Genomic DNA, 19275 nt, shown 5'->3' with positions numbered 1-19275 from the left:
CTTTCTCAACATGTTTTCGATTCGATCCTCTTTCTCTATTTACCGACTTTTGCTGGCCTCGGCATTGGTCTGCGCGGTGACCACTCGCGCCGTCGCGCAGACCGGTGCTGATAACCGGCCCAACGTCCTGTTTATTTACACCGATGACCAGAGCCACCGCACGCTGTCGTCCTACCTGGAGGAGGGCGCGCGGCCGTGGGTAAAGACGCCAAACATCGACCGGCTGGCGATCGAAGGCGTGCGTTTTTCAATGGCTTACGGAGCGTCCTGGTGTGCGCCAAGTCGGGCGATCGTGCTCACTGGTCAGCAGCCGCACGCCATCCAGGGCGTCGATCTCAATCGTGATCCGCATTCGCCGCGAGCATGGGCGACCATGAGCGACGGATGGGATCCGGCGGTCGCTCGCATGTGGCCGCGCGAGCTCCGTGAAGCCGGCTACGAAACGGCGATGATCGGCAAGTGGCACGTGGGCCAAAACGCCGGGCATGGTGACCTCTGGGACCATTCGGTGGTGTGGGACCAAAACACGCCCCAGGGAGATTGGTATAATAACCAGTCCCTCAGCGTCGACGGAGCTCCGGCGGAGGTGGTTCCGGGGTATTCAACTTTTGTCTACACCGACTTTGCGGAGGACTACATGCGGCGGGATCACGACAAGCCCTGGCTGATGTGGCTGTGCTACAACGCCCCGCATCTCCCCAACACGGTGCACGCCGACGCGAAGGATCACTATCGGGATGTGGAGGTCGCGATTCCGGAGGACTGGTATGGACCGCGGGTCGGCAAGCCGACCTACATGCGCACGCTGACCATGTTCGAACCCGATATTGAAGGACGTCCGCGTTACGGGCACCGCTCCGTGCGCTTGGAAGACCTGATTGTCGGCTACAACCGACTCGTGGTCAGTCTCGATGAAGCGATCGGTCGTTTGTATAAGACGCTCGAGGAGACGGGCCAACTCGACAACACGGTCATCGTTTTCACGTCCGACCAAGGTTTCGCCTGGGGCGAGCGCGGTTACGCGTGGAAGGTGGGTCCCTACGATGCCTGCCTGCGCATGCCGCTGATTGTGCGTTATCCGGGGGAAGCTCGCGCGGGTGGCGTGGTGCGCAGTCCCGTGGGCATCATGGATGTCGTGCCGACAATTCTCAGCTATACTGGCGTGGAGGTCGATTGGCCGTTGCACGGTCGCAACCTGCGTCCCGCTTTGCGCGATCCCGCGGCCGGTGTTCCGGGGCGCGTGCTGACCGAGCATTTCCTGTCGAGTTTCGGCGATCAGATTCAAACGGCGGTGACCGATGAGAACAACTTCACCCGCACCATCCCGTGGTGGCTGGCTGTCTCGGAAGGCGATCTCAAATACATCCGCTCGCTGGTGCCGGACGAGATCGAGGAGCTCTACGATGTGAGGGCTGATCCCGACGAACAACGCAATCTCGCGCTGGAGTCCGCTCATCGCGCCGACCTGCTCCGCATGCGGGCGGCGCTGTTGGAGGAACTCGAAGCCACCGACGCCCACTTTATCGCCACCTTGCCTGCGCCCCGGGAAGTGACCCTGCACTGACCCCCGATCGACCCTTTTTGCCATGAACGCTCTGACACATTTCTGTTCCAACTCCTCTCTGCGAGGCTCGCGCGCCACGTATCTTTTGGCCGGCCTGTTGGCGTTGGTCGGCAGCGTCGTGCCGGTGGCGGCGCAGGGCATCGTGCCGGACGGGCGGCCCCGGGTGCGCCCACCCTCTGCCCTCAGTGGTTGGGCGGATTGGGAAGAAGGGGAAAAGCTGCTCGAGCGTATCGATATTCCGGAGGCGCCGATCCTGTCGCCGGAGCAGGCGAAGGCATCCTTCACGCTCGCGCCCGGTTACCGCATCGAGCTGGTGGCCCATGAGCCGGCGGTGCAAAAACCGATCTTCTTCGAGTTCGATCCGGAGGGCCGCATGTGGGTGGTGGAATACCAAGGTTACATGCGTGACTTGGCGGGCACTGACGAAGGCGCGCCGATTTGCCGCGTGGTGGTATTGGAGGACAAGGACCACGATGGTTACGCCGAGACCAGCACCGTCTTTCAGGACGGGCTCGTCATGCCGCGTTCCCTTACGTTTGTGAAAGGCGGCGTGCTCATTCAGGAGCCTCCGCACATTTGGTTCTGCGAAGACTTGGACGGCGATCTGAAGGCTGACCGCAAAACCAAGGTCGGTGAAATGGGTTTCCCCGGCAACCCGCAGCACACGGCCAACGGGCTGCGTTACGGGCTCGACAACTGGCTGCATTGCGCCGATTCGCCCTCACGTTACCGCTGGCGCGACGGTGTGTTGGAGGAAGCTCCGACGGTGAAGCGCGGTCAGTTTGGGGTGACCTTCGATGACAAGGGGCGCTTCTTCACCTGTTACCAGGATCAACCCCTTTACGGCGACTATCTCCCGGCGGAATATCTCCTGCGCAATCCGCATTTTCAGACCCTCTACGATAACGCGGCGAAGGACAAAAGTCGGTTTGGCGTGAATGCCGATCTCGCGCCCGGTGACGCCAATCTCGTTTATCCCAATCGCGTCACTCCGGCCATCACGCTCGGTGCGCTGGAGCTGCGCGACGACGGTCGTCTCGAAACCTACACCATCGTCGCGGGCACCTGCTACTACGACGGCACGCAGTTTCCCGACGACGCCTACGGTAACTTCTTCGTGCCGGAGTCGGGCGGCCATCTGCTGGGTCGCTTGGTCATGGAGAACGGCATCAAGCCCACCGTGTCGCGTTACTACCCGGCCGAACAGGAATTCCTGCAGTCGACCGATGAACGTTTTCGTCCGGTCAATGCCCGCGTGGGCCCCGACGGTGCACTCTACATTGCCGACATGTATCACGGCATTATCGAGCACGTCATCTTCATGGTGCCGTGGCTCGAGAAGCAGATCAATGAACGCAAGCTGGCGGAAGGCGACGACTTCGGTCGCATGTGGCGCATCGTCGCCGAGGATCGACCGTTGTCGCGGGTGCCGCCGAATTTAAACGCCATGACCTCGCCGGAGCTTGTTGCCATGCTCGGTCACGCCAACGGCTGGCAGCGGTTGACGGCGCAACGCTTGTTGGTGGAACGCGCCGATGCGACCGCCGAACTGCGCGCCTATGTGCAACGCGCCCACGGCCTCGGCAAAGTTCACGCTCTCTGGAGCCTCGATGGCATGGGGGCGCTCGACAACGCCTCCCGTCGTTCGGCCCTGCGCGACGCCGATCCAGTGGTGCGGGAGATGGGCGTGCGCCTGAGCGAAGGCGTCGCTGCGCTCTTCGCCGAGGTGGCCGACTTGGTCGCTGATACCAGTCCGGCGGTGCGACTTCAGCTCATGCTGTCGCTCGGCTCCTACGGCACGCCGGCGGCCCGTGCGGCCATGCAGCGCTTGCTTGAGATCGATGCTGAACCGCTGCTGGGCACAGCCGCCCTCACGGGACTCGGCGGGCAGGAACTGGAGACCTTCCTGGAATGGCAGGACCAAAAACCGGGACTGTCCGCGATGCTCGCGCTCTGCGTGCTTTACGAAGGCGACGAGACGCGAGTCGATCAGCTTTTGGGTCATTTGGATGACTCCGATGCCCGCCGCGAGGCTATCCTGAATGCGCTGACGTGGGTGCAGTGGGAGGCTCCGTTCCGTCTGCCGGTGCGGCCGACCGCGTTGTTGAGTCTCAGCCGGGATGAGACCCTGCCGGAGGGGCAACGCAACCGCGCGCTCGAAGCGTTACAAAAACTCGAATGGCCCGGGGCGGAGCGCCGTTTCCTCGACGAAGACCAACTCGCCGCCATTACCGACGAGCAGCGCGAACTCATCCGTCACGGCGAAGAAAAATTTAACCAGATTTGCGCTGCCTGTCACCAAGGCCATGGCCGCGGACTGGAAGGTGTGGCGCCGCCGCTCGCCGGTTCGGAATGGGTCACGGGATCGGAGGAACGAGCTGCGCGGATTGTGCTCAACGGTCTCTACGGTGAGATCGAAGTGGCCGGCACGACGTGGAATCTGGCCATGCCCGGCTTCGCCAATGGTGGCTTCTCCGATGAAGATTTTGCCGGAATTCTCAGTTACATTCGTCAGGCTTGGGGCAACCGCGCGCCGCCGGTCGATCCCGCGACGATTGCGTCCGTCCGTGCCGCCAGCGTCGATCGTGTCATGCCTTGGCGGGCGGGGGAATTACTGGAAAATGACGAGGCCGAAACGGCCGGTGTTTTGATCGAGCCCGCGACCGACGGATCGCTCCTGTTGCCCGCCAGCAAGTCCACCGTTTTCGGTCGCAAGCTCGCCTATCGTGAGGCGCTCGACGTGCTCGCGCCGTGGCGTTTCGTCGAGGATGTGGCCGAGTGGAAAGTGAGTGTCGCCAACGCCGGTAGCTATCGGGTGCTGGTCACCCTGGCGGCCGACCAGGTTTCCGCCGGCAACCAATTTGCCGTGGTCGCGAGTCACGACACCCTCATCGGCACCGTGCCCGACACGGGGAGCTACACGACCTTCGCCGAGCACGATGCGGGCGTCCTGAAACTCACCGCGGGTGAAAGCCGGATCGTGATGCAACCGCATGGGAAGCTGCGTCGTGAGTTGGCGGATGTGCGCGGGCTTAAACTCGTGCCAGTCGACGCGCCGTAGCGCCGCTGGGCAGACGTGGTAGCTTGTCGGGCGTAAAGCCCGACCCACGGCCAAGCGGTGCATCCAAACTGTGTGGGTCGGGCTTCACACCCGACTTCCGGCGGGGCGGGCTGAGGACGGACTTTCTCCTCACGATATATGCGAACCGGACACCCACTTGATACGAAAGTGCCGGTGTCCGAGACGCCAAGCGTAGAGCCGTGAGGGCGACTTGGAGTAGGGTGTGCGCCACGGTCCGTGACGGCGGCTTGGCTGTCGGCTACGCGCGCTCCGTTTCACCCCTCTATGTCCTCCTCTTTGGTCAACACGACAGATATTCGGCGTTCGCTGGTGTCGGTGTCTCGACCTGTATTTGCTTATGAAACGTAAACTTCGTTTTGGAATGATCGGTGGAGGCCGCGGCGCCTTCATTGGGTCGGTTCATCGTATCGCCGCCATCATGGATGGCCAAGCCGAGCTGGTGGCCGGCGCCTTTTCGTCGGACCCGCAGCGTTCGGCCGATTCCGGATCCGACTTTTATCTCGACCCGTTGCGGGTGTATCCGAGTTACAAGGACATGGCGGCGGCCGAGGCGAATCGACCCAAGGATGAACGCCTGGATTTTGTGGTCATCGTCACGCCCAATCACCAGCATTTTGGTCCGGCCAAGCTGTTCCTGGAGAGCGGTTTTAACGTCGTGTGTGACAAGCCCGTGACCTTTGACCTCAAGCAGGCGCGCACGCTGCAGAAAGTGGTGGAGCGGACGGGCAAGGTGTTCGCGCTGACGCACAACTATACCGGCAACGTCATGGTCAAACAGGCGCGCGACCTCGTGAAGCGCCGCAAGCTCGGCGACATTCGCAAGGTATTGGTCGAGTATCCCCAGGGCTGGCTGTCCTCCGCGATCGAGGCCTCCGGCCAGAAGCAGGCGGATTGGCGAACCGATCCTAAACGTTCCGGCGCGGCAGGCTGCATGGGTGACCTCGGTTCCCACGCGGAGAATCTCGCGCGTTATGTCACGGGTTTGGAAATCACCGAATTGTGCGCCGACCTCACGGCGTTCGTGCCGGGACGCACGCTGGACGATGACGGCAATGTGCTGCTGCGTTTCGACAATGGAGCGAAGGGGGTGCTGCATGCCTCCCAGATCAGCGCGGGCGATGAGAATGCGCTGAGCCTGCGGGTGTATGGGTCCAAGGCATCCTTGGAGTGGCACCAGGAACACCCGAACGAGTTGATCGTCAAATACCCCGACAAACCGCGCGAGGTGTGGCGACGGGGCAACGACTACGTGACGGTGCCGGGGCAATTCACGCGGGTGCCATTTGGGCATCCCGAAGGTTACCTCGAGGCCTTTGCCAATATTTACCAGGAAGTCTTCCGGGCGGTGCGCGCGGAGGTGTCCGGTCGTCGCGTGCCCCGCAACCCGGATTTCCCGACGATCACGGACGGAGTGGCGGGCATGGTTTTCATCGACGCGGTCGTTAAAAGTGCGTCGCGGGGTTCACGTTGGATCAAGGTGCCCCAATCATGAGCGCCTCCGCTTCACGTTGCTCGCGGGGACGTCGGCTATCGCGTTGGCTGTCGATGAGCTTGCTATTGGTCGCGCCTGCGTTGGCTCGGCCGGAACTGGGCCTGCAAAGTTGGACCTGTCGCGAGATGCCTTTTGACGACATGGTGGCCTTTGCGGCGGAGCAGGGGATTACGCGGGTCGCGCTTTATCGCGCTCATATTGACCCGGCGGCCCCAAGCAACGTCAACGCGTCCAAGTTCAAAGTGATGCGGGCGGCGGGCATTGAACCTTACACGATGTATTCGGCCATGGGCCGCAACGAGGATGAGGATCGGCAGATGTTCGCGTTGGCCAAGTTGGGCGGGATGAAATTTCTGGTGGTCGAGCCGCGCGATCAATCGAAGTGGTCCGAGCTCCTGGCGACGGCCAAACGCCAGGACCTGAAGTTGGCGGTGCACAACCACTGGCTCGAAACGCCCTACGGCGATCCTGCGACGGTGCACGCGCTGTTGGATCAATACCCGGATCTTTACGTGTGCCTCGACATCGGCTGGGTCACGGCGGCCGGGTTCGACGCGGCTGAGATTTTCCGCTCCTACGGGGACCGCGTGGTCGACCTGCATTTCAAGGACAAAACCGTGCAAGTCGGGGCCGAGGGGAAAAATACGTGGGTCGACCAGCTGCCCGGGGAGGGCGACGTCAATTTTGCCGGGGTGTTCAAAGCGATTCGGGAAACGGGATGGTCGGGGACGATGGCGATCGAGACGGACAGTGCCGACTTTGCGAAGGATCCGCGCGAGCTGGTGCAACGCTCCATCAATTTCTTCAACGCCCACTGGAATGGGTCGGGCATGCCGCTGGGTTTTGACTACACGCGAGATGACGGCGCGTTGCCGGAGCAGTGGCCGGCCGGGATCGGCGCGCCGGATCGCCAAACAATCGAACAGGAATCGCGGGCCTTGCGCGAGGAACTGACACAACTGCGCGAGCGCCTCCCGGCCGTCGACACAGCGGATGCGGAGATCTACCTCAACCAGGCGCTGTGGGCGTTGCGTTTTGAATCCAGTCTGTCCGCGTCCCAAGTTGCATTGGTGACGGAGGCGTTGGCGACCGGTCGTGAGCGAGCGACGGCGTTGGGGGAGGGCAAGGCTCCATGGCGGCAGGACACCGGTCGTATTTTGCGCGGGCACCGTTCGGCCATCGACGGGTCCGCGCAGATTTACGGGGTGGTGGTGCCGGAGAATTACGACGGCAAGCGTCCGGTCCGTTTGGACGTGGTGCTGCACGGCAGCATTCCCTCGACCGGAGGCGCGGCGCAGCTGGGATTCAGTAATTGGTTTCGCCGATTTGGCATGGGGTGGCGGGCGCCCGACGCGGATTACATTGAAGTCTACCCGTTGGGGCGCGTGACCAACGGCTACCGCTTTGCGGGGGAAGCCGACATTTTTGAGGCAATCGAAGCGGTAAGTCGGGAATATAACATCGACCGTGACCGGGTCATGTTGCGCGGCTTTTCCATGGGTGCCTCGGGCACGTGGCACGTGGGACTTAAAAACCCGGATCGATTCGCGGCGCTGGGGCCGTATATGGGTTATGTGGATACACGCTTCTTTGCGGAAGGGGAGGGCAATGCCCGCCTGATCCGGGTGGGCGCGTTGCCGGACCACGAGGAACGGGTGCTGCCCACCATGGATGCGGTGAGTTACGCCGCCAACGCCGGGTTGATACCGGTGGTCGCGGCCATGGGCGAGAGAGATCCGGGCGTGCGCAACCATGCGTTCATGGGATTGGCCATGGCGAAGGAGGAACTGCAGATGATCAATTTGGTGGCGCCCGGCGCGGGTCATCGGGTGGCGTTGACCACGCATCGCGAACAGGTGAAATTGATGAACGAACTCGCGGGCGAGGGAACGGATCGGATGCGGCCGGAAGTGCGTTTTGTGACCTACTCCCTGCGTTACAATCGCGCCTATTGGGTGAAGTTGCTCGGGCTGAATCAACACGATGCGCGGTCTGAGATCGTGGCCCGCGCGACCGCGCCGAACGAAGTTACCATCTCGCGCCTGCAAAATATCACTGCATTCGCTTTGGCGGCCGACCGCCTGGACTCGCGGCAGCCGCGGGTGGTGCTGCCGGGGCGAACCATCGAGCTGGATCGCAACCTTCTGCATCCGGACCACGGCTGGGTTTTGCAGCGCACATCAAAAGGGTGGGCGCAAGTGGCGGAGTTACCTCCGGCGGAGGCGGGCGCCTGGCGTAAACGACCCGGGCTACAGGGCCCGATCGATGATGCGTTCACCACTCCATTTCTGGCCGTGCGCGGCACCGGCACGCCGTGGCATCCGGCCGTGGCGGCGGCGGCTGAAGCCGAATTGCAACGTTTCGCGTATCAATGGAGTCGTTACTGGGTGGGGGAGGTTCCGGTGAAAGATGACCGGGATGTGACGGCGGAGGATATTCGCACCAAAAATTTGATTCTTTTCGGCGACCCCGGCAGCAACGCGGTGCTGGCGAGCATGGTGGCGGCTCTCCCTTTGGGGTGGACGCGGGAAACGGTTGCGATGAATGATCAACGCTACGCCGCCGACGAACATCTGCCGGTATTGATTCATCCCAACCCGTTGGCCGGAGGAGCTGATCGCTACGTGGTATTGAACAGCGGTCACACGTTTGGCGAAGCCGCGTCATCGTCGGTGGCCTACTTGAACTATGCGCGGCTGGGGGATTGGGCCGTGCGACATTTGGGCCAGTCCGCTCCGGTGGCGGTGGGGCATTTCGACGAAGCCTGGAGTTACTGAGGGGCGAGATGCGCTTCTTTGGGCGACTGATACGAAAGTGCCACCTCCCGAGATGGGAGGCCTAGCGGGCGGGACCGACGCTGGGTAATATGGCGACGAGGACGAATGTCGTCGTCCGTGTTATCCACTTTTTGTCATGATGTTTTCCCCTGCTTCGCGACGGTTCCCCTTCCTGATCGTCCTCGCTTATTTTGCTTTGCTCGTCGCGGCGAGCGCGGCGACCGAAGGCAGATCCCCCAATGTGGTGTTGATCCTCACCGACGATCAGGGCTGGGGCGACGTCGGCTACAACGGCAATCCTTCGTTGCGCACGCCCAACCTCGATCGATTGGCCAGGCAAAGCACGAGTTTGGACCAGTTCACCACCTACCCGAGTTGCGCGCCGACGCGGGCGGGGTTGCTGACGGGACGGCATTGTTATCGCACGGGCGTGACCGAAGTGTTGGGCGGCAACTTCATGATGCACGCCGACGAAATCACGTTGGCCGAGCTGATGCGCGACGCGGGTTACGCCACCGGCATTTTTGGCAAATGGCACTTGGGCCCCAATTACCCGCTGCGTCCCAATGACCAGGGCTTTCAGGAGGTGCTGGTGCACAAAGGCGGCGGCATCGGCCAACCCGCCGGCCCGGCGGGTAACACCTATTACGATCCCGTGCTGGAGCACAATGGCGTGTCTGAACGCACGGAAGGTTACTGCGACGACGTGTTCGCGGAGGCGACCATCGACTTTATTCGCGAGAATGCGGACCAGCCGTTTTTGGCCTACTACTCCACACCCTTGCCGCACTTCCCTTTGGTCGTGCCGGATGAACTCGCCGATCCGTATCGGAAAATGGGACTACACGAACACAATGCGCTGACCTACGGCATGATCGCATCCGTGGATCGCAATGTCGGGCGTATCATGGACACGTTGGAGGAACTTGATTTGGAGGAGGATACGATCGTGATTTTCCTTTCCGACAACGGACCCCGCACGCGCCGGACCAAGAATGACAAATATCCCGACCGCTACGTCGGCGGCCTGCGCGGCACGAAGACCAGTGTTTATGAAAACGGCATCCGCGTGCCGTTTCTGATTCGGTGGCCGGGCAAGTTTGCCGCGGGCCGCAAGCTCGAAACGCTGACCGGCCATATCGACGTCATGCCGACGTTGGCCGAAGCGTGCGGATTCCCGCTGCCGACGGACCGGGCGATTGACGGTATTTCCATGCTGCCACTGCTGCGTGGAGAGACCGATGCGTGGCCGGATCGCCGTTTGTTTTATCAACTGCACGCCGGACCAGAGCCGTTTCGCTACGTGCATTTCGCGGTGCGCACCGATCGCTACAAGTTGATCTCGCCGGATGACAATCCTCACGTCGTTTACGACCCGCCGTCCGAGCGTCGCATCAAGGCGATGTTGAACTCACTTGAGCTCTACGACCTGCAGGAGGACCCGAGTGAAATCAACAACATCGCCGCGCAACACCCCGAGATCGTCGACCGGTTGCTGGAAGATTACGAAGCCTGGTTCGACGATGTCACCGGTCAGCGCGACTACTCGCATCAGGCGCTCACCTTGCTCGGCACGCCCGCGCAGCCGACCACGGTCTTGTCGCGTTTTGACAACCGCAGCTGGCGCCTCGCCACGGAAGGATCCGACTGGGGCGACATGCATACGGTCAACGGCGGGCATTGGGACGTGCGCACGCCCGAGCCGGGCACCTACCGCGTAAAACTGGATTTTGAGGCCAAGGATGCCGATGGCGTCGCCACCATCAAATTTGCCGGACAAGCGTGGACCAAGCCATTCCGCGCGGGAGTCAAGAGCCTGGAGTTTGAGGCCGTCGATCTGCCGGCGGCGACCGACTCATTGCGCATCTTTCTCAAAACCGGCCGTTACGCGGAGAGCGTCGCCTACGCCGAGTTGCAACGTGTCCGCTGACGCCCGCGTTTTTATTCTCCCACCATGAAAATCGCCCAAGTTATCTGCCAGATATTACGTAACCCTTCCGTCATCGGGAAGACCGCCAGCTGCCAGGATTCGCTGCTGGTCCGTATTCGCACCGAGGACGGCACGGAGGGCTTCGGTGAAGCCGATTCCTCGCCCGAAGTGGTGAAGGCGGTGATCGACGCGCCGTTCTCGCACAACATCGCCTGTGGCCTGCGCCAAGTGCTGATCGGGGAGAATCCAATGGAAATCGATCGCCTGTGGGAGAAGATGTATCAGTCGACGCTCTACTACGGTCGTAGTGGCGTCACCATTACCGCGATGGCGGCGATCGACATGGCGTTGTGGGATCTGCTGGGCAAGTTGCTGCAGCAGCCGATTCACCGCCTGCTCGGCGGTAAACGTCACGATCGCTTTCGGGCCTACGCCTCGATTCTGTTCGGAGCGGACGGAGCCGCCACGGGTGACATCGGCCGCAAACAAATCGACGCCGGTTACACGGCGGTGAAATTTGGTTGGGAACCGATGGGCGAGTCGGAAGCGAAGGATCGCGAGTTGGTGGCGGGCGCTCGCGCCGGTTTGGGCGACGATGCCATTCTGCTAATCGACGCGGGTTGTGTATGGGACGAACGCACCGCCTTGCAGCGCGCACACATGTTTTCCGACTACAACATCGGTTGGTTGGAGGAGCCGCTGCGGCCCGACAATGTGGAAGGTTATCGCTGGCTGCGTGATCGTTCGCCGGTGCCGATCGCGGCGGGCGAGGAAGAGTGCGGCCGCGATTCCTTTCGACCTCTGCTCGAAAATCGAGCGCTCGACATTTATCAAATCGATCTCGCGCGCAACGGCTTCACGGACGCGGTCTACCTGCGGCAACGCATCGCGGAAATCGGCGCGCGGCCGTGCAACCATTGTTACACCAGCCCGGTGACATTAGCCGCGAGTCTGCATTGGTTGAGCACCTGCCGCGATGCCTTCCTTTTCGAGGACTGCGTCGAAGAAGAACCGCTGCGGCAAAAGCTCACTCATGAGCGCGTTCAGGCGACCGACGGCTTCATCACCGTGCCGGATGGACCGGGCCTCGGTGTGACGCTCAACGAAGCATTTATCAGCTCGGTTTTGGTCGATCAATCGGAGTAAAGCGAAGGCGTCATGAAAAACCCGATACACACCTCAATCGACTTTCATGCTCCCGGACTGCAGCGCGGGGTGCTGGAGGTGCCGAATTCCTACAATTTGAGCGGGTGGGCGCAGGTGTTGCTGCCGGTGCAGGTGATGGCGCGCGGGGAAGGGCCGACGGTTCTGCTGACGGCCGGAAATCATGGCGACGAGTATCCGGGGCAGGTGGGCATCATGCGGTTGATGCGGGAGCTGAAGCTCGAGGATATCAACGGTCGGCTCATCATGATTCCGGTGCTCAATCCGCCGGCGGCGGGCGCGGCGACTCGTCTGTCGCCTCTGGATGGTAAGAATTTCAATCGCTGCTTTCCGGGCGATCCCAGCGGAAGTGTCAGCGAGATCACCGCGGATTTTCTCAGTCACACCCTGTTTCCCATGGCGGACGTGGTGATCGATCTGCACACGGGCGGTCGGGGCGTGGTGTTTCATCCCTGCGCGCATATGCATTGGGTGCAGGATCCCGCGCAACGCGCCCGGATGGCGGCGGCGACGGCCGCCTTCGGCACCGACATCGCGTTTCTCTATGCCGACGTCGCGGGACGAGGCCTTCTGCCGACGGAAGTTGAGCAACAAGGCAAGACCATGGTCTCGACGGAGCTGGGCGGCGGAGAATCGCTCAACGCCGAAATTCACCAACTCTGCCAAGGGGGCGTGCGACGGGTGTTGCGACATCTCGGGCTCCTGCGCGACGGCGCCGGCGAAGACCTGCCGCGCGACGGACGCCCACCCCGCTGGGTGCAGGCGTTGGACCGGGAGGATTACGTTTTCAGTCCCGAGTCGGGACTGTTTGAGCCTCGGGTCGCGTTGGGGGCGGATGTTACCGCCGGTGACGTGCTCGGGGCGCTGCACTTCCCGGAGAACCCAATCCGGGAGCCGGTGCTCCAGCGAGCCAAGTCCGACGGGGTGATTGTGGCTCATCGCGGCCCGCCGCTGACCCGTCAGGGCGATATTCTTTTTTGTCTGGCCCACGATGTCTCGGCTGAGATGCGGGCGGAGTTGAATGCGAAGACGAACGTATGAACCAAATAGATCTTAAAAATAAACGTGCCGTGGTGACGGGCTCGGCTCGGGGCATTGGCTTTGGCGTCGCGAAACGACTGTTGGAGTCGGGTGCCCGCGTCGCCTTGTGGGATGTGGACGAAACGGCCCTGACTGAAGCGAAAGCCGAACTGGGCACTCTGGGGGAAGTGAGGACGTGCGGTCTGGATTTGGCCGATCCGGTGGCCGTGCAAGCAGCGGCGGATGAAACCGCGTCGGCGTGGGACGGTCTCGATATTTTGGTCAACAACGCCGGGATCACGGGAGGCAACGCCGCGCTTTGGGAGCTGTCGCTGTCGGATTGGCAACGCGTGATGGATGTGAATTTGAACGCGGTCTTTTACACCTGCCGCAGTGTGGTGCCTTACCTGCGGGTCGGCGGGTATGGGCGCATTGTCAACGTCGCCTCGATCGCCGGCAAGGAAGGCAACCCGAACGCCTCGCATTACAGCGTATCGAAGGCAGGGGTGATCGCGTTGACCAAATCGCTCGGCAAAGAACTCGCCCAAACGGAGATTAGGGTCAACGCGGTGACTCCGGCGGTGATTCGAACCGGGCTCCTCGACCAAATGACACCGGAACACATCAACTACATGGTGAGTCGCATTCCGGTTGGTCGACTCGGTGAGATCGACGAAGTGGCCGCGCTGGTGGCCTGGCTGTGTTCGGGCGAGTGTTCCTTTTCCACCGGCGCGGTGTTTGATGCCTCGGGCGGTCGCGCCACTTACTGATTTTCAATCCCAACACATTTTCCTTCATGACCACTTCCTTCATCCGTTTGCTCGCGACTTTTGTGGTCGCTTCCGCGTTGTGTGCTGAACCCACGTCACGTCCCAACGTGTTGTGGATTATCGCGGATGACTTGTCGCCCGATCTGGCTTGCTACGGCGAGCCAACCGCAGCGGCTTCGGCGACACCGCATCTCGATGCGCTGGCCAAAGAAGGCGTGCGCTTCACCAATGTATTTGGCACCGCCAGTGTGTGCTCGCCCAATCGCTCCGGATTTAACACCGGCATGTATCAGACCAGCATTGGTGCCCAAAATCACCGCACGTTGGTGAAGCGGCCGTTGCCGGATGGCGTCGTGACGATTCCGGAACTGTTTCGGCAGGCGGGGTATTTCGTCAGCAACGGCCGACCGTCGTCGCCGGATGAGGCGGCGGGGCAACCGCTGGAAAAGGTAGGAAAACTGGACTGGAATTTTGAAGTTCCCGGCGAACCGTTCGACGGCGTGGACTGGTCACAGCGGGCTCCGGGACAGCCCTTTTTTGCTCAAGTCAATATTGACGAACCTCATCGCACATGGACGCGCGACATGCGGCGTCCGGTGGATCCCTCCAAGGTGGAGCTGCCGCCCTACTATCCCGAACACCCCGTCCTGCGGGTTGACTGGTCCCGTTATCTGGAGGAGGTGCAACTGTTTGATCGGCAGGTCGGTGCCATCCTCAAGCGGCTGGAGCGGGAAGGTCTGGCCGACAATACCGTTGTGCTCGTTTTTGGAGACAACGGACGTTCGTTTCCCCGCGACAAAGGTTATCTCTACGATGGCGGATTGCGTGTGCCGCTCATCATGCGTTGGGCCGATGGTCGCAACGCCGGGCAAGTGGACGAACGCTTGATCAGCATGATCGACCTGGGGCCGACCTGTCTGGATATCGCAGGCGTGACCTTGCCGGACTACCTGCAAGGACGATCATTTGCGGACGACACGACTCCCGGGCGCGAACGGGTTTTCTCGGCGAAGGATCGCACCGGCGTGGTGCCCGATCGTATTCGCAGCGTGCGCACCACCGAACTGAAATACATCCGCAACTTCACGTCAGGAAACCCCTACCTGCCCACGAACGATTACACCCTGTTGGTGGAACCGGCCGTGGCCGTGATGATGACGCATCACGAGCGCACCGGCCTCGACGACTACGTCTCCCGCTTCGTTGGCAACGGGCGTCCCGCGGAAGAGCTCTACGACATTCGGGCGGATCCGAATGAAATGAATAACCTCGCGGGTGACGCACGTTTTACCGACACCCTGGCAACCTTCCGCCAGCAGTTGAATGATTGGGTGGCGGAGACCGGCGACCTGGGTGTTCACCCCGAAGACCCCGCGGAGATCGCGCCCTACGGCAAGTGGCTCGACGGCTATCTGGGCAAACTTCGCCGACGCATGGGCGTGAGCGAACTCACCGCGCCGACGATGTATTCGTATTGGCTGAACAAATACGATTTGCTTTGAAGTCGCGCGAGGGACCGCGGGCGCGTCGCGCGGCCTCTGGTATCGATCGGGTTAAAATCCGCTTCTTGATACGATAGTGTCGATACAAGAGATGAGAGGCATAGCTGGGATGGGGAAGTCGTTGGTAGGATAAATAAGTAGGCTGCACGTGGGCCTATACTTGGCTTACTTCCCCGATTAAAGAAATCCCAGGCATAATATAAAATCATAGATATGAACAATATACATATCTTTCTCGCGCGAGAGATTTTCTGTTTCAGGGCTGCGAGTCGCGCACCAAGTGATTTGCCGAGGCGTAAGGAATTGTCCCGATGCGGAAGCCGGACGGCTTCTCGATACGGACCGCTCCGAGCTACGTCGTGCCGACCGATTGTATCGACCCCCTGACGGGCCCCCCTGCATACGCGTTGGTATTAGCTCACTGGCTCGGCCGACGCCTATTCCACAATTACCTGACACCCCTACCGACTATGAAAACGACACTAGAGAACTTATTTCGTGTGGCCTTGGGCTCCTGCTCCATGGTGACACTTGCGAGCATATCCCTCGCCCAGCAATCCAACCCCGCAAACGAAGAGGATTCTCAAACCGACGACGAAGTGCTCCAGATGAGCCCGTTCGTCCTCGAGGAGGATTCCAATGTTGGCTATCGTGCGACCGCCACCTTGGCAGGATCGCGACTGCGCATGCCGTTGCGCGACGTCGGCTCCGCCATCCAAGTGGTCACCAAGGAGCTGATGGATGATTTGGGAGCCACGGATGCCAGCACCTTGCTGAGCTACACAATGAACACGGAGACCGGTGGCACGCAGGGTAATTTTGCAGGCGGCGGATCGGACTCCGGCGGCAACCGCTCGGACCAAAACGCGGCGCGGATCAACCCGCAGACCAATCAACGGGTGCGTGGTTTGGGTGAAGCCACGCTGACACGTGACTTCTTTCTGACCAGCATTCCGTTCGACACCTACAATTCGACCCAGGTGACGATCAATCGTGGTCCCAATGCGATTCTCTTCGGCGTGGGCTCACCCGGCGGAATCATCGATAATTCGCTCAACAAGGCTCAGGTCAGCAAAAACTTCGGTGAGGTGAAGGCCACGGTGGGGGACAATGGAACCCATCGGCTCTCGTTTGACCTGAACCAGATGCTGATTCCCGATCGGTTGGCGATCCGGGTCGCCGGACTGGATGAGGCGCGGAACTACGACCAGAAGCCCGCTTACCAAAATGACGCCCGCATCTATGCCGCAATCGAAGCCGTGCTGTTCAAAAACGAAAACAGCGACTTTTTGGGTAACACGGTCATTCGCGCCAACTACGAGCAGGGCAATATGGAGAGCAACCCTGCGATGGTGGTGCCGCCGCGCAATCTCTACAACAACTGGTGGAGCACGCTCCCGCGCGACTACTATGAGCCCTACACCGGAGCGTTGATTCCGGAGATTTTTACCACCGACTTTGAGTCGCAACACACCGTGAATATCAACACGGCGCCCAACGGCACCATCAACACCGCCACCACGCCGACCATCGCCTGGACTTCGGTGTTCGACCAAGGCGCGCTGGTGTTTCAGAATCCGGACGATCAAGTGCCCAACGCCGGCTCCGCTTCCTATCCCAATGCCAACGGCTTGCAGGGGCGCCTGACATTTTACCCGGGGGCTAAACGTTACGAGTGGTTCGCCACCCAAGGTTTTGAAGGGCAGGGTTACGCGGTGGGTTTTGTGTATCCATCGATTCAAGACCGCAATGTCTTCGACTATCACAACGAACTCTTCTCGGGTGATACCTCGTATGTGGATCGCGACTTCGAAACCGTCAACGTGACGTTCGAGCAGCTCTTCTTCAAAAACCGCAATGCCGGTATCGAAATCTCCTATGACCAGCAGGAGTGGACGCCGTATTGGCAGACTCCGGTGGATGACTCGTTGGTTTCCATCTATTCTAACGCCGATATTCAGATCGATATTTCCGAGAATCTCGGTAACGGCGACCCGAACCCGAACCTGGGCCGTCCCTTCGTCCGCATTAATGACCTCGGTGGTTACAAGCAGAATCAAATCGACCGTGAAGCGGTGCGCGCCACGGCCTTCTACAAGTTTGATTTTGAGGATATCATGGATAGCCGCTGGGGCAAAATCCTGGGCAACCACACCCTCACCGGTTTTTATGGTGAGCAGACTTCCGACGTGGAAACCCGCTACCACAGAGCGTCGTGGAACACCGACGAAGTGCCAGTGGGGAGCGCGTTCTCCGGTCGCGCCGGAGCTTTCTTCCGCACGGTCGTGGGTATCGCCTATGTCGGTCCCAGCGCCCTTACGGCCTCCGGACCTCAGGATGTTCGCATCAGTCCGATCAATATCGCTGTGCCACAGATCGGTGACTCCTACAACCTCTGGTATCAAGGGCCCACCGGTCGCGCCCGCACCGATGACTCGATCAAGAACAACAACTTCTACGTCGAGGGGATCAACTACGCCGGCAATGTGTCGCAGAACACCATCGAGTCCCAAGCCTTCACCCTGCAAAGTCGGCTGCTGTCGGACCACCTGATCGGTCTGTTCGGTTGGCGCACGGACGAGGCCACCAGCTACGAGGCGCTCACCGCCAGCCAAGTGGTCGATCTCTCGGGTTCCGCCGGCACCTTCCAGGACGACGGCAATCTGAAGGTGGAAAACTACTTCCTGCAGGACGAACCCAGTTCGGTGGAAGAAGGTGACACCTTCACCGCCAGTGTGGTCGCCCACGTGCCCGATGCGTGGACCGAGGGCTTGCCGCTTTCTCCCCGCTTGAGCTTCCATTGGGGTGAGTCGGAGAACTTCTCCCCCGCGGGCCTCCGTCGCAACGTCAACCTCGAGGTCATTGGCCCTCCCACGGGCGAGACCAGCGAAATGGGCTTCTCCGTCGAATTGGCCAAGAAGCACCACCTGCGTTTCAACTGGTTTGAAACCACTTCCTCCGGGGCTAATTCCGGCTTGAATGCGGCGCTGGTGAGCAATCGTCAGGCCTATCGTCTGGAGCGCATGATCGCCGAGCCCCTCAACACCGGGTGGACGTTCGAGCAAACCAAGGCGGCCGCGACGGAGGGTCTCTCCAGCGACCCGATTCCCAATATCAATTCCTACGCAGAGCTGGAAGCAGCCATCATCGGTCTGATCCCGGCGGAGCTGCAACAGCAGTTCAATTACCGCGTGGAACAGATCAACGGAACCTACCAGGTGCAGAGTGATTCGTTTGGTGGTCAGGTCGCCACGGCTTCGGTCAAGGCCAAGGGGTTCGAAGTCGACTTCGTGACCAACCCGACGCCCAACTGGCGCCTGATGTTCAACCTCAGCAAGCAGGAGACGGTGCAGTCCGACAGTGCGCCGCTGGCCAAGGAACTCTCTGATCTGATTGTCGCCAACATTCAGAGTTCCGGCTTGGGCGATCTCCGGGTTTCCCCGACCTTCGGCGCCAACGAAACCGTTTACGGCGAATTCAACCGTCTCGTCTTGGTGCCCCTCAACGGTATCCTGGCCAAGGACGGCACCACCTCCCTGGAGCAACGCAAATGGCGCGCGAATTTCGTCACGAACTACCGCTTCAGCCGGGACACCATGCTCAAGGGGTTTTCCGTGGGCGGTGCGGTGCGCTGGCAGGACGAAGTGGGCATCGGCTACGGTCAAATCTACACCGACGAGGCGGGTATTGTGCCGGACCTGAACAACCCGTTCTTCGCTCCCAGCCAATGGGCCGGCGACATGTGGTTGTCCTATCAGCGCAAGTTGACCGACAAGATCGACTGGAAGGTCCAACTCAATCTCCGCAACGTGCTGGGCAGCGACGAGGACATTCCGGTGCGGGCCAACCCCGACGGCTCCATCGCGACCATTCGTATTCCCAACGAGAAGGCCTGGTTCCTGACCAATACCTTCGCCTTCTGATTGGTTTCCGACGGGTGGTGGGGCGACTCGCCACCCGTCCTGTTTTCGGCC

10 protein-coding genes are annotated in these 19275 nt (G+C 60.9%); all 10 read left to right on the top strand.

What is annotated here, in order from left to right:
- Window positions 1-10: 10 nt before the first annotated feature.
- The 10 genes from PXH66_RS17180 (at window position 11) to PXH66_RS17135 (ending at window position 19224) form a co-directional block, all read left to right on the top strand.
- Window positions 11-1564 carry a sulfatase-like hydrolase/transferase gene (locus PXH66_RS17180; protein ID WP_330930051.1) on the top strand — a complete coding sequence of 518 codons (1554 nt, stop codon included), beginning with the start codon at window positions 11-13 and terminating at the stop codon, window positions 1562-1564.
- A 22-nt stretch (window positions 1565-1586) separates the two neighbouring features.
- Window positions 1587-4625 carry a DUF7133 domain-containing protein gene (locus PXH66_RS17175; RefSeq protein ID WP_330930052.1) on the top strand — a complete coding sequence of 1013 codons (3039 nt, stop codon included), beginning with the start codon at window positions 1587-1589 and terminating at the stop codon, window positions 4623-4625.
- Between the two features lie 358 nt (window positions 4626-4983).
- On the top strand, window positions 4984-6138 hold the full coding sequence (locus PXH66_RS17170; protein WP_330930053.1) for a Gfo/Idh/MocA family protein: 1155 nt from the start codon (window positions 4984-4986) through the stop codon (window positions 6136-6138).
- Window positions 6135-8915, top strand: coding sequence for a TIM barrel protein (locus PXH66_RS17165; RefSeq protein WP_330930054.1), 2781 nt, complete (start codon window positions 6135-6137; stop codon window positions 8913-8915). Before PXH66_RS17170 ends, PXH66_RS17165 begins: the two co-directional genes overlap by 4 nt.
- 136 nt (window positions 8916-9051) lie before the next feature.
- On the top strand, window positions 9052-10845 hold the full coding sequence (locus tag PXH66_RS17160) for an arylsulfatase (protein ID WP_330930055.1): 1794 nt from the start codon (window positions 9052-9054) through the stop codon (window positions 10843-10845).
- A gap of 24 nt (window positions 10846-10869) precedes the next feature.
- A complete protein-coding gene (locus PXH66_RS17155) occupies window positions 10870-11991 on the top strand; it encodes a mandelate racemase/muconate lactonizing enzyme family protein (protein ID WP_330930056.1) in 1122 nt (373 codons plus the stop codon).
- Window positions 11992-12003: 12 nt separating this feature from the next.
- Window positions 12004-13050, top strand: coding sequence for a succinylglutamate desuccinylase/aspartoacylase family protein (locus PXH66_RS17150; protein WP_330930057.1), 1047 nt, complete (start codon window positions 12004-12006; stop codon window positions 13048-13050).
- Window positions 13047-13799 (top strand): SDR family NAD(P)-dependent oxidoreductase, encoded by a 753-nt coding sequence (locus tag PXH66_RS17145; RefSeq protein ID WP_330930058.1) that lies wholly within the window; start codon window positions 13047-13049, stop codon window positions 13797-13799. Before PXH66_RS17150 ends, PXH66_RS17145 begins: the two co-directional genes overlap by 4 nt.
- Before the next feature lie 26 nt (window positions 13800-13825).
- On the top strand, window positions 13826-15301 hold the full coding sequence (locus PXH66_RS17140) for a sulfatase family protein (protein ID WP_330930059.1): 1476 nt from the start codon (window positions 13826-13828) through the stop codon (window positions 15299-15301).
- A gap of 470 nt (window positions 15302-15771) precedes the next feature.
- The gene (locus PXH66_RS17135) at window positions 15772-19224 is read left to right on the top strand and encodes a TonB-dependent receptor plug domain-containing protein (RefSeq protein WP_330930060.1); all 3453 of its coding nucleotides are present in this window, start codon (window positions 15772-15774) and stop codon (window positions 19222-19224) included.
- Window positions 19225-19275: the final 51 nt, after the last annotated feature.

The sequence above is a fragment of the Synoicihabitans lomoniglobus genome (assembly GCF_029023725.1).
Classification (GTDB): domain Bacteria; phylum Verrucomicrobiota; class Verrucomicrobiia; order Opitutales; family Opitutaceae; genus Actomonas; species Actomonas lomonigloba.
This window is presented reverse-complemented; position numbering and strand designations above follow the sequence as displayed.